A 12,077-nucleotide genomic window follows, 5' to 3' on the forward strand; every position below is an offset into this window, starting at 1 on the left:
ACGTACATTCAGCTCAAGGATAGAAAAAAGGAAGAAGTAAGCAATGTTCCAGACTGATGATGTAAGAATTAACAAAGTAAAAGAGTTATTACCCCCTGTTGCTGTTTTAGAAAAGTTTCCAGCGACAGAAGTTGCTTCTTCTACAACCTTTGAAAGCCGCAAAGCGATCCACAATATTTTAGAAGAGAGCGATGATCGCTTGCTTGTTATTGTCGGCCCATGTTCTATTCATGACACAGAAGCTGCTCTTGAGTACGGTAAACGTTTGAAAGTGTTGCGCGACGAACTGGGTGATAACCTTGAAATCGTAATGCGTGTTTACTTTGAAAAACCACGTACAACTGTTGGTTGGAAAGGTCTAATAAATGACCCGTACATGAACGATACGTTCAAGCTAAATGATGGCCTTCGTCTAGGACGTAAGCTACTGCTGGACCTAACTGACATGGGCATGCCAACGGCAAGCGAATTCCTAGACATGATCACGCCTCAATACGTTGCTGACCTAATCAGCTGGGGTGCAATCGGCGCACGTACTACAGAATCTCAAGTTCACCGCGAACTGGCTTCTGGCCTATCTTGCCCAGTTGGATTTAAGAATGGTACTGATGGCAACATCAAGATTGCAACAGATGCTATTCGCTCTGCTAGCGCTTCTCACCACTTCTTATCAGTAACTAAGTACGGTCACTCAGCTATCGTTGAAACAGCAGGTAACCCTGATTGTCATATCATCCTACGTGGTGGCAAAGAGCCAAATTACAGCGCAGAACACGTTGGTAAGATTAAAGAAGAGCTAGCAGCTTCTGGTCTTCCACAAAAAGTGATGATCGATTTCAGCCACGCAAACAGCTCTAAGCAGTTTAAGCGTCAAATGAACGTATCTGATGACGTAAGCGCACAAATTTCTGGTGGCGACAAAGCTATCTTTGGTGTGATGATTGAATCTCATCTTGTTGAAGGTCGCCAAGACCTGGTTGAGGGCAAAGCTGCAACGTACGGCCAATCTGTTACTGATGCGTGTATTGGTTGGGAAGACACTGAAACAGTACTTCGCCAGCTGGCAGACGCTGTTGAAGCTCGTCGTAACAAATAGACTAATTACAGTCAGCGATTAAGCTACTGAAAATTCAAAGCCCTTAGTTAGCAACAGCTAATAAGGGCTTTTTTGTGGATCTTAGTTGAAAACTGGAAGTGTCTGTATTCTTAAATGAGAAAAGACAGTAACTCGTCGACTTTAAGTGACAGTAAAGCTTTATCTTGTTTGGTTTCAACGTTAAGGCGTATTAATGGCTCGGTATTGGACTTTCTTAAGTTGAAGCGCCATGAGCCCATATTCATGCTGATTCCGTCTGTGTGATCGATCTCAACGGCATGATCTTGGTAGTGCGATAACACGCAAGCCATGACCTGCTCTGGGTCTGAGACTCTTCGATTGATCTCCCCGGAAGAGGGGAATCTATCTATACTAGTACTCGTTAATTGGTGAAGAGATTGTTGAGTTTTCGACATCAGCTCGATAACCAATAGCCAAGGAATCATGCCTGAATCGCAATATCCAAAATCACGAAAATAATGGTGTGCGCTCATTTCGCCCCCATAGACGGCATTCGTTTCACGCATCTTCTCTTTGATCAGTGCGTGTCCTGCTTTAATTCCAATCGCTTTTCCACCATGCGTTTTTGCGATTTCAATTGTGTTCCAGGTCATGCGCATATCGTGCAATACAGTCGTGTTAGGCTGTTTGACCAAGAATGCTTCAGCAAGCAACCCTACAATGTAATAACCCTCGATGTAATTGCCTTGCTCATCAAAGAAAAAGCATCGGTCGAAGTCTCCATCCCAAGCAATTCCAAGGTTGGCAGAATGCTCTAAAACGGCATCTCGAGTGGCTGCTTGGTTCTCTCTAATCAAAGGGTTTGGAATACCATTTGGGAAGTTTCCATCAGGGTTATGATGAACTTTGATGAAGGTGATAGGGACACCGAGTTCGTTAAATTTATTATCTAAAGCATCAATGATATGTCCTGCAACACCGTTCCCAGCATTAACCACAATCTTCATCGGTGACAGCTTTGATGGGGTTATGTACGAGAGTAGGTGCTCGACGTACGGAGCAAGAATACTGTTCGATCTACTAGAGTTACTTGGTTGTGCATGAACGAACGGTAAATTGCAGTTCAGCTCTTGATTAAGTTCTTCAATGCGTCGTTTGATTTCATCTAAACCACTGTTTTTACTGATAGGGCTAGCGTCTACACCGACCATTTTCATGCCGTTGTAATTGATTGGGTTGTGGCTGGCTGTGATTTGTATTCCGCCAATCGCTTTTAGGTAACGAGTCGCAAAGTAGACCTCTTCAGTGCCAGTCATACCTAGATCAATGACGGTAATCCCTGACTCGATTAAGCCTTTGGTCATGGCTTCTTGTAATGACAGGGAGGTTTTGCGGTTATCACGACCAATCACTACCTGCGCCAAACCATCGAGTGAGGTTTCAGGCTTAGCGGATAGGACGTATTCGCCAAATGCCTTACCGAGCAGGTAGGCGAGTGGCTCATTGATTTGTTTACCAATGACGCCGCGGATATCGTTGTTCTTAAAGCAGTTTAGGTCTAATGTTGGTTTCATCGATTTGTCGCTGCTTTATTTCGTTTGGTTGTGCTTTGATGAGTGGACTTGTTGCTTGCGCACGTCTCGCCTATAACTGTCTTGATATCGAATGATGTCGCCTTCACTTAAATGACTGCCTGTTTGTACTTCAATCATCTCGAGTGGGAGATCCCCTGGGTTCTCTAGGCTGTGAATATGACCTAAAGGGATGTAAGTGGATTGATCTTCTTCAACCAGATAGGTTTTCTCATTGTTGGTCACTTTCGCAGTACCCGCCACGACTACCCAATGTTCCGCTCTATGGTGGTGCATTTGTAACGACAACTTGTGACCGGGTTTAACGGTGATACGTTTAACTTTGTCGCGCTTGCCTAGGTCGATAACATCGTATTTACCCCAAGGTCTAAACACCTCACGATGATGCACATGTTCTGTGCGACCCGCTTGATTTAGTTGACTGACAATCGATTTAACACCCTGAACCTTGTCTTTATTTGCAACCAATATAGCGTCTTTGGTTTCGACAATAATCAGGTTGTCGACACCTACCGTCGCAACCAGCTTATTTTCAGCATGGATGTAGTTGTGTTGAGAGTCGACGGTTAACACATCACCTTCAATGACGTTATTGTGCTGATCTTTTTCGCTTACATCCCAGATCACGGACCATGAGCCAATATCGTTCCAGCCGACATCCATCGGGATCACCGCGGCGTGCGAGGTCTTTTCCATCACGGCGTAATCGATTGAATCACTTGGACTGCTTTTGAATGCTTCAGCGTCTATACGGATAAAGTCGAGGTCGGTATTTTGCGTTGCAAGAGCGAGTTTACTAGCCGCTACTATCTCAGGGTGGTGTTCGGCGAGTTCTTCAACATAGCGTGATGCCTTAAACATGAACATGCCACTGTTCCATAAGTATTGTCCTGAGCGGATGTACTCTTCTGCTGTTGCTGTGTCTGGCTTTTCTACAAAGCATTCTATGGCGAAGGCGTGATTGATTGGCTGCTCTGTTCCATTAGTATCAGTTTGAGCACTGGAGGAAAGAGGCTCTCCCTGCTTGATATAGCCATAGCCAGTCTCTGGGGAGCTAGGTGTTATACCGAATGTCACCAGCTTGCCTTGTTTTGCATAATCAACACCACGACTAATCGCTTGTTGGAATTCAGAGGTTTTCGCGATGTGATGATCAGCAGCCAGCACTAACAAGATAGGGTCGGATGCGCTTTGTTCATTAAGCGGTGGTTTACTTAAAGCCTTTAGGGCGGCAAGCGCAATGGCTGGGGCTGTATTTCTACCGACTGGCTCTAGCAGAATACCACTATGTTGAATGTTAGCTGATCGAGCTTGTTCAGCGGCAATAAAGCGATGCTCTTCATTACAGATAATGAATGGGGCATCGCATTTACTATCCATCAAGTGCTCTTCAAGGCCTTGCAGGCGTTGAAGTGTGTGCTGAAGCATTGACTGGTCGCCGGCAATATTGAGAAATTGCTTAGGGTAAAGCTCGCGAGACAGTGGCCAGAGACGACTTCCGGAGCCGCCGGCTAGAATGACAGGTAAAATCATAGCGTGGTAATTAGGTGCATTAGAATACTGCCATCATATTACCACGCTTCACGCTTATTACTTATCGATAACCAAGAAGGATATGACTATCGATGACCTTCCGTAGGGGAGTTCAACATGTCTTTGGGATCGCTAATATTCTGATTATCACCTAGGCTTTGAACGCTGTTATGATCTTGAACATTAGAAAAGTCTTGAGGGTCAATCTTGAGTGTCTGTGTTGGGAACGCGATGTCTGCATTGTGTTTATGAATAATCGCCAGAACCTGTAACAGAACGTCTTGCTTCACTTTGTGGTACCTGATCCAGTTGACTGTTTTTGTGAAGGTATAGATAAAGAAGTTGAGCGTTGATGGCCCAAATTTGTCAAAGTTAACGATCAACGTCTGTTTGGCATCAATATCTGGGTGGGTCTCGAGCATGGTTCTTACATCATCAACAATGAGCGCCAATTTGTCTGCATCTTGATAACGAAGACCAAAGGTTTCATTGATTCTACGATTCAACATTCTCGATGGATTCTCTACCACAATACTACTGAACACCGAATTTGGCACGTACAAAGGACGCTTATCAAAAGTGCGGATGATCGTCATGCGCCAACCAATGCGTTCGACAGTGCCTTCGATTTGACGATCGGGAGAACGTATCCAATCACCGACTTTAAAAGGGCGGTCGAAGTAAATCATCATGCCACCGAAGAAATTCGACAGTAAGTCCTTAGCCGCTAAACCGACGATCAAGCCACCAACACCACCAAAGGTGAGTAAGCCTGATAGGCTGAGTCCAAACGCTTGCATGATTGTCAGGCCGCCCATGACCATAAAGAACAGACGAGCTACTTTTGCAATCGCCTGTACAGTTGTCTCATCCCTGTTTTTTTGCTCTAAGACGTATGCTTCAGCATTGGTGATCATTCGTAAGGTGAACCAAACGAAGGTACATATGATCAATATGTGCTTGAGAGTTTTTAACCAGTTGATTTCATTGCCAAACTGATCTTGAAGAATCAACCCGATAGATACGGTCGCTGGCCAACACCAAAGTAACGTACTGACAGGGGTTTTCAGTGCCTCTAGTAGTAGGTCATCCCAGTGAAAGTGGGTTCTCTGTACCAGAACTTCCAAGCGATTATGGATAATTCGCCAAGCTACCCAAGCGAGAAAACTCGCAATAGTGATGCATAGGACGCTGTTTGCCCAATCACTATGGCTCTGGTTGATGTAGGTTTGTACTTGGGTTATGAATTCATTCATTGTGTGTGCTGCCGCAGAAATTATGAATTGGAAATTAGCAGAAACTCGAGTTGTTCTCTACCTTTATAAATCAAGCGATTATGACAATAGTATAACCTTATTCTTGCAGAACTAACTTTTTTTGAGATAGAAACTAATGTAGGTTTGGCTATCCCGTGTAATTAAAATTTCTAAACAGGATTTCAAATGAGCGACAAACAATATGCAGTTATCGGTTTAGGGCGATTTGGTCTGTCTGTTTGCAAAGAGCTACAAAGTTCAGGGGCACAGGTACTGGCCGTCGATATTGATGAAGAGCGAGTGAAAGAAGCAGCGGCTTTTGTTTCACAAGCGATTGTTGCGAACTGCACGAGCGAAGAGACGGTGAAAGAGTTAAGACTCGATGATTACGATATGGTGATGGTGTCGATAGGCTCTGACGTTAACTCAAGCATTCTAACGACTTTGGTGGTGAAAGAATCTGGAGCAAAAGCAGTCTGGGTTAAGGCGAACGATAAGTTTCACGGCAAGATTCTCTCTAAGATTGGTGCTGACCATATCATCATGCCTGAACGAGATATGGGCATTCGTGTTGCGCGTAAAATGTTGGATAGACGCGTTCTCGAATTTATCGACCTTGGCAGTGGCTTAGCGATGACGGAGATTGTTATTGGTTCTAAACTGTTGGGTAATAAACTTGGCGATCTTAAGCTGTGTAAAGAAAATGGTGTTGAGGTACTTGGCTTCAAGCGAGGGCCGAACCTCACTAAAGCACCAGAATTGGATGTGAGTTTAGAAATTGGGGATGTGGTGATCATCGCTGGGCCGAAAGAGACCTTATCTAGAAAGCTACGCAATTGGTAATTGGCAATAAGGTAACAGTATGAATTCGTTAAAACGAAAAGGTACTTTCTACACGCTTAAGAGTGATAAAAAGCCACGTAAAGGCTCTGAACCTAAGATTATCCTTACGAGCTTCTTAGGCGTACTTATCCCCTCTGCAATATTGTTGACGATGCCTGTATTCTCTGTGACAGGCCTAAGTTTTACGGATGCACTGTTTACAGCAACCTCGGCGATCAGTGTGACAGGATTAGGTGTTGTCGATACCGGTGAGCATTTCACCTTGGCGGGTAAAATCTTACTGATGTTCTTGATGCAAGTCGGCGGGTTAGGGCAGATGACTCTATCTGCGGTACTGCTTTACATGTTCGGTGTTAGGTTAAGCCTTAAACAACAAGCACTCGCGAAAGAAGCGCTTGGCCAAGATCGTAAGATTAACCTTCGTAAATTGGTTAAGAAGATCATCATCTTTGCATTAGTGGCTGAATTTATCGGTTTTGTATTGCTCTGCTTCCGCTGGGTACCTGAGATGGGATGGTCAACGGGCAGTTTTTATGCTCTATTTCATGCGATATCTGCATTCAATAACGCAGGTTTTGCACTGTTTTCAGACAGTATGATGAGTTTTGTTGATGATCCGCTGGTGATCTTCACCTTAGCTGGCTTGTTTATTTTCGGTGGGCTAGGCTTCACAGTCGTCGGCGACCTATCGAGTAACTGGCGTAAAGGTTTTCGACATCTTCATTTACACACCAAGATTATGCTAACCGCCACTCCGACTCTATTGTTGGTAGGTACGGTATTGTTCTGGCTGCTAGAAAGAAATAACTCAGCAACCATGGAAGGGTTATCGACTCAAGGACAGTGGCTAGCCGCATTTTTTCAGTCGGCAAGTGCTCGTACTGCTGGCTTTAATAGTGTGGATTTGTCTCAGTACACACAGCCTGCGTTGCTGGTAATGATTGTACTGATGTTGATTGGTGCAGGTTCTACCTCAACAGGTGGTGGTATTAAGGTTTCGACCTTTGCAGTAGCCTTTGTCGCAACGTGGACCTTCCTCCGTCAGAAAAAGCACGTGGTGATGTTTAAGCGCACTGTGACTTGGCAAGCGGTAACAAAGTCATTGGCCATTATTGTGGTAAGTGGGGCGTTATTAACCACCGCGATGTTTTTGTTAATGCTTACTGAAAAGGCAGCGTTTGATCGAGTCATGTTTGAGGTGATTTCAGCCTTTGCAACGGTTGGCTTAACCGCTGGCTTAACCGCGAACCTGACTGAGCCAGGTAAATACATCATGATTGTTGTTATGGTGATTGGACGTATCGGCCCCCTGACCTTGGCTTATATGCTAGCTCGCCCAGAACCTTCCTTGTTGAAATATCCAGAAGACACGGTGTTGACTGGTTAATTAGGTTCACGGGCTGATAAATAAAGCTCTGTAAATAAAAACAAAGCCAGCGATATGCTGGCTTTGTTGTTATAGGCTGTTCGTTAAATGCTGAATGCTTAGCCCTCAAACATCTCAACGTATTCCTCATAGCCTTCTTCTGCTAATTTATCCGCTGGGATAAAGCGCATTGCGGCTGAGTTCATGCAGTAACGTAAGCCTGTTGGTTTTGGACCATCTTTAAATACATGTCCCAAGTGAGAATCACCAAACTTACTGCGAACCTCTGTTCTTGGGTAAAGCAGTTTGTAGTCAGTAGTTGTGACGACATAAGCCTCGCTGATTGGCTGTGTAAAGCTCGGCCAGCCTGTGCCTGACTTGTATTTGTCTTTTGAAGAGAACAATGGCTCCCCAGTTACGATATCAACGTAAATACCTTCTTGCTTGTTATCCCAGTATTTGTTGTCAAATGGGCGCTCAGTAGCGTCTTCTTGCGTTACATCGTATTGAAGTGCTGTAAGCTTCGCTTTGATCTCTGCATCAGACGGTTTTACGTATGTTTTAGCATTCGCTGTCGCATTCTTACTGTCGATGATCTGACGTAGTGTTTTAGGGTTGTCCTTTCTATCATCACCGAAGATCTTATCTAGGTACTGATCGCGGCCAGAAGCATAGCGGTAGTAGTTATAACGAACCTTACTCTTCTTGTAATAATCTTGGTGGTAATCTTCTGCTGGCCAGAACTTCTCAAATTTTATCAGTTCTGTTTTTAGTGGTGCACCAAAGATATTAGCTTTGTCGATCTCCATCATGAAGTTCTGAGCAACATCTTTTTGTGCTTGGTTATGATAGAAAATAGCCGGTCGATAATGACGGCCTCGGTCTACAAAAGAACCTTTGTCATCGGTTGGGTCGATGTGTCGGAAGAATTGGTCAAGAACCTGTTCGTAGCTAACCACATCAGGGTTATAGGTCACGTTGATCACTTCGATGTGACCTGACTTACCCGAAGAGACCTGTTTGTAGGTTGGGTTTTCCAGTTCACCACCAGAGTATCCAGAGATAACGTCGGTCACGCCTGTCAGTTTTTCTAGATCGGATTCTGTACACCAAAAACAACCACCAGCCAGTGTCGCGATTTCAGTTTTACCTGAACTAGCCGTTTTATCCATTGTATTGGCAGTGCCAGTCTGGCTTACAAACAGCGAAATCAGTGGTAGTGTAACCACGAGTGATACCAATATTTTAGATAATTTATTCATAGATACCTCATCTTGACGTTTTTCTCATTCGATTTTGAATGTACGAATAGAGACAGGTTTTAGATGGAAAAAATTACACTATTCATGAAAAAAATATCTCAAATAGAAAATCTTGCTCATAAATGCCGCCAGTAGTAGGGTGTAGGCATTGATATAAAATACCAAATAATGATGACGTTTTCGTACATCTAAGGAACAACATGCAAGCAGAAGTTAAATGGGTCGAAGGCTTTAAATTCCTCGGTCAATCTCAATCAGGCCATTCTATTGTTATGGATGGAAGCGGCGGTGCTACTGCGCCAAGCCCGATGGAAATGGTGTTAATGGCTGCTGGTGGCTGTAGCTCTGTTGATGTAGTGGACGGTTTGAAATCTGCGGGTCAAAGCATCACTGGTTGCAATGCAAAGCTTGAAACCAAACGTCGTGAAACAGCGCCGAAAATCTTTACTGTGATTAATATTCACTTTGAAGTGTCTGGTGACAACCTTGATCCTGAGCAGGTCGCTAAGGTGTGTGCGGATTCATTAGAAAAGTACTGTTCTGTATGTCTAATGTTGGGTGCTGGCGTAGAGATGACTCATAGTTGGGAAATCGTCTAGTCTTCTGATTGTACAGCTTGGCGGTAGGCTAATCTTTACGGCTTACGGCTTACGGCTTACGGCTTATCGCTTACGGTTTTTAGGCATAGCCAGACAAAGAAAAGGGCGGAGCACTTTAAAGTGCTCCGCCCTTATTATTTTAACTAAGGTAGAGTGCTATTATTCAGCAGCTTCTACGATAACTTCTTCAACTTTGACTTCTTCTTGGTATTCAAAACCAGGGATCGTTGCGTCAACACGACGGTTTTGAGCACGACCTTCAGCTGTAGCGTTTGATGCAATTGGATTCTCTTCGCCTTCACCTGACGCTGTAATACGGTCTGCTTCAATGCCTTGCTCTTCGATGTATGCGGCTACAGCAGCAGCACGTTTCTTAGAGATCATTAGATTATACTCAGCTGCACCTGTTGAGTCGGTGTGACCAACAACATCAACTGATGATTGAGGGTGAGCTTTAAGTACTTCAACTAATGGCATTAATGCAATTTTACCATCTGTAGACAGTTCAGTACTGTTTGTCTCAAACATACCTTGAGAGAAGCTCTCAGTTTGCGCTTTAGTAACAACCACGGTTGTCTTCTCTTCAACAACAACTGCTGGTTCTGTGATTGGCTCAGATGGCGCTTGAGTCACTGCTACTGCAGAAGCTGTTGCAGCCGCCGCTGATGCTGTTGTGTTGCCAGTACCGAAGTTGTAGCTAACACCAACTGATAGTAGGTTCGAGTTCAGGTCTTGAACGTAGTTGTCGTCGAAATCATCAAAGTATTGGTATTCAACACGTAATGCCCAATCAGAAGATAGTTGCTTCTCTACACCGATACCAGCAGAAAGAACGACGTCATCCTCGCCACCGTGTGAAATGTAAGCAGGACCTGCTTTAAAGAATACGTCAAACTCTTGTTGTACTGCTAGGCGGTACATTGGAGTTAGCGAGATTGCGATCAGTGGATCGCTGAACGCAGCTGTTGTGCCGTTCTTTGAAAAGCTTGTCTTGTAGTCGCCAAGGAAGTCTGAGCTTAGCTCAATACCAAACTTGTCATTAAAATTGTAGCCAGAGTAGATGCCTGCACCAATTGCATCATCATCACACTTTTCACCGCTTACGCATGCGCTGTCTAGCCAGCCCACGCCCACTTTTGCACCCACGTAAGTCGTTGCAGCAATAGAAGGCGCTGCTGCTAGGCCTGAAGCGGCTACAACAGCACACATGATTTTTGACAGTTTTTTCATAATTTTTTCCTTGGATTAACTCTTATTTTTATCTGAACTTACCAGTAAAACGATCACTTATTGGGTTACGACACTGCTTATAATAAGTAAATCAAGGTGTTGGTTCAGGTGAACCTGTTTCTTTCTCAGTACTTATATTGTTAATCTGATTGCGTATTGGAGTCAATGAAATTGTTAAATATTATATATTTAAGATGCCTTTATTGTTGATTTTATCATTTGTTGGAATGTTTATGTTTAAGCTATAGCCTAGCCTCGTCTATTTACCAGTGGCGCTACGGGTAATAAGTAAAAAACTTGCGCTTTATCATGCTTATAAAACAAAAATCCCCACCCAATATGTATAACTCGAATGAGTACATGATTGGATAGGGATTTGAATTAAAGCGATTAGAGATGTTTTTCACGTACTTTACGTCACGTGAACATCTCGCTTTTGCTTATGGGCGCTCTCCTGCCAGTAAACGCTGTTCAATATCTGCAATGACGCCTGGTAGGTCTGCAATGGTATCGATCAAGTAGTGCGGGTTTGATTCGTTTAGCCTAACGCTTGCTTTTTCACGTGCAGCTGTAAGTGTTGTCTCGTCTGCATCTAAATATTCTTGATACGTTAAGCCTGCTTCGTTCCCCGATAATACAAGTCCAACTGTCCACATGCCTGCGTTGTGACCCTCATCGATCCCCGGTGCTGCGTCGTCTACTTTTACACACGCAGCAACGCTAGTTACACCTAGATCGATTACGTTTTTCAGTGCCATAAATGGAGCAGGGCGACCACCTTGAGGTAAGTCATCGGTCGCTACCACGTTATCTGGTCGGTAACCGTAATCTGCAGCAGCAGGAATTAAAACATCCATCACTTCACGTGGGTAACCTGAACAAGACCCGATCTTCACGTTCTTCTCTTTTAGGTTATTGACCACTTCTATCGCATTCAAAATAGGTGCTGCGTGATCGGCTACTTTCGCTTTTTGAAGAGGCATGAATGCCGCGTAGATCGCGTCAACGTCTTCACTTGTCATGGAGCGTCCGAACTGAGCCTTCCAACGAGCGTCAACAGCTGGAATTCGACCCACTGCTTGGATGTGGTCCCATTTGCCGATCCCCATAGGTTCACGCGCTTCAGCTAAGTCGATGTCAAAGTCGAAACCTTGTTTGAATGCTTCAACGAAGATGCTAGTTGGAGCAAACGACCCAAAATCAACGATAGTGCCGGCCCAGTCAAAGATAACCGCTTGGATAGGTGATGTCGTGTTCATAATAGTGTCCTATTTTTGTGTCACTCCCAGTTCAAAGTTCTGGGAAACAAATGGTTGTTTAAGGTTATTGGTTTAAATGT

At 44.2% G+C, this 12,077-nt stretch carries 10 protein-coding genes; 4 read left to right on the forward strand and 6 right to left on the reverse strand.

The features are described from left to right. Positions 1-43: 43 nt before the first annotated feature. Complete coding sequence (aroG, locus tag AB4185_RS06475) at positions 44-1,096, forward strand: 3-deoxy-7-phosphoheptulonate synthase AroG (RefSeq protein ID WP_017061746.1); 1,053 nt, start codon at positions 44-46, stop codon at positions 1,094-1,096. Between the two features lie 110 nt (positions 1,097-1,206). Here aroG and AB4185_RS06480 read toward each other — a convergent pair whose 3' ends face one another. From AB4185_RS06480 to AB4185_RS06490, 3 genes are all read right to left on the reverse strand, one after another. Further along, positions 1,207-2,631 carry a phosphomannomutase CpsG gene (locus tag AB4185_RS06480; protein WP_102332022.1) on the reverse strand — a complete coding sequence of 475 codons (1,425 nt, stop codon included), beginning with the start codon at positions 2,629-2,631 and terminating at the stop codon, positions 1,207-1,209. A 15-nt stretch (positions 2,632-2,646) separates the two neighbouring features. After that, complete coding sequence (locus tag AB4185_RS06485; protein WP_372107159.1) at positions 2,647-4,182, reverse strand: mannose-1-phosphate guanylyltransferase/mannose-6-phosphate isomerase; 1,536 nt, start codon at positions 4,180-4,182, stop codon at positions 2,647-2,649. Between the two features lie 86 nt (positions 4,183-4,268). Continuing rightward, a complete protein-coding gene (locus AB4185_RS06490; RefSeq protein WP_065585022.1) occupies positions 4,269-5,438 on the reverse strand; it encodes a mechanosensitive ion channel family protein in 1,170 nt (389 codons plus the stop codon). A gap of 186 nt (positions 5,439-5,624) precedes the next feature. Between AB4185_RS06490 and AB4185_RS06495 the strand changes: the two genes are divergently transcribed. Together AB4185_RS06495 and AB4185_RS06500 are read left to right on the forward strand one after the other, a co-directional pair. Next, positions 5,625-6,281, forward strand: a complete 657-nt coding sequence (locus AB4185_RS06495; protein WP_372135158.1) for a TrkA family potassium uptake protein — start codon at positions 5,625-5,627, stop codon at positions 6,279-6,281. Between the two features lie 19 nt (positions 6,282-6,300). Continuing rightward, a complete protein-coding gene (locus AB4185_RS06500; protein ID WP_017065604.1) occupies positions 6,301-7,668 on the forward strand; it encodes a TrkH family potassium uptake protein in 1,368 nt (455 codons plus the stop codon). A gap of 98 nt (positions 7,669-7,766) precedes the next feature. On the opposite strand, the gene msrB is transcribed toward AB4185_RS06500, so the two are convergent. After that, positions 7,767-8,909, reverse strand: coding sequence for a peptide-methionine (R)-S-oxide reductase MsrB (gene msrB, locus AB4185_RS06505; protein ID WP_102332024.1), 1,143 nt, complete (start codon positions 8,907-8,909; stop codon positions 7,767-7,769). A 200-nt stretch (positions 8,910-9,109) separates the two neighbouring features. Here msrB and AB4185_RS06510 point away from each other — a divergent pair, with 200 nt between their 5' ends. Further along, positions 9,110-9,508, forward strand: coding sequence for an OsmC family protein (locus tag AB4185_RS06510; protein WP_017064824.1), 399 nt, complete (start codon positions 9,110-9,112; stop codon positions 9,506-9,508). 159 nt (positions 9,509-9,667) lie between these two features. Here AB4185_RS06510 and AB4185_RS06515 read toward each other — a convergent pair whose 3' ends face one another. Together AB4185_RS06515 and phnX are read right to left on the reverse strand one after the other, a co-directional pair. Beyond that, positions 9,668-10,738: an OmpA family protein gene (locus AB4185_RS06515; RefSeq protein ID WP_017064823.1), complete on the reverse strand. Its 1,071-nt coding sequence runs from the start codon at positions 10,736-10,738 to the stop codon at positions 9,668-9,670. Between the two features lie 440 nt (positions 10,739-11,178). Beyond that, a complete protein-coding gene (phnX, locus tag AB4185_RS06520; RefSeq protein WP_102332026.1) occupies positions 11,179-11,997 on the reverse strand; it encodes a phosphonoacetaldehyde hydrolase in 819 nt (272 codons plus the stop codon). Positions 11,998-12,077 lie beyond the last annotated feature (80 nt).

This window comes from Vibrio sp. 10N.286.48.F5, from assembly GCF_041469785.1.
GTDB classification, from domain to species: Bacteria; Pseudomonadota; Gammaproteobacteria; order Enterobacterales; family Vibrionaceae; genus Vibrio; species Vibrio crassostreae_C.

Excerpts from the sequence above, each read along its gene's own strand:
- aroG (WP_017061746.1), top strand. The coding sequence starts at position 44 with ATGTTCCAGACTGATGATGTAAGAATTAACAAAGTAAAAGAGTTATTA.
- AB4185_RS06480 (WP_102332022.1), bottom strand. The coding sequence starts at position 2,631 with ATGAAACCAACATTAGACCTAAACTGCTTTAAGAACAACGATATCCGC.
- AB4185_RS06485 (WP_372107159.1), bottom strand. The coding sequence starts at position 4,182 with ATGATTTTACCTGTCATTCTAGCCGGCGGCTCCGGAAGTCGTCTCTGG.
- AB4185_RS06490 (WP_065585022.1), bottom strand. The coding sequence starts at position 5,438 with ATGAATGAATTCATAACCCAAGTACAAACCTACATCAACCAGAGCCAT.
- AB4185_RS06495 (WP_372135158.1), top strand. The coding sequence starts at position 5,625 with ATGAGCGACAAACAATATGCAGTTATCGGTTTAGGGCGATTTGGTCTG.
- AB4185_RS06500 (WP_017065604.1), top strand. The coding sequence starts at position 6,301 with ATGAATTCGTTAAAACGAAAAGGTACTTTCTACACGCTTAAGAGTGAT.
- msrB (WP_102332024.1), bottom strand. The coding sequence starts at position 8,909 with ATGAATAAATTATCTAAAATATTGGTATCACTCGTGGTTACACTACCA.
- AB4185_RS06510 (WP_017064824.1), top strand. The coding sequence starts at position 9,110 with ATGCAAGCAGAAGTTAAATGGGTCGAAGGCTTTAAATTCCTCGGTCAA.
- AB4185_RS06515 (WP_017064823.1), bottom strand. The coding sequence starts at position 10,738 with ATGAAAAAACTGTCAAAAATCATGTGTGCTGTTGTAGCCGCTTCAGGC.
- phnX (WP_102332026.1), bottom strand. The coding sequence starts at position 11,997 with ATGAACACGACATCACCTATCCAAGCGGTTATCTTTGACTGGGCCGGC.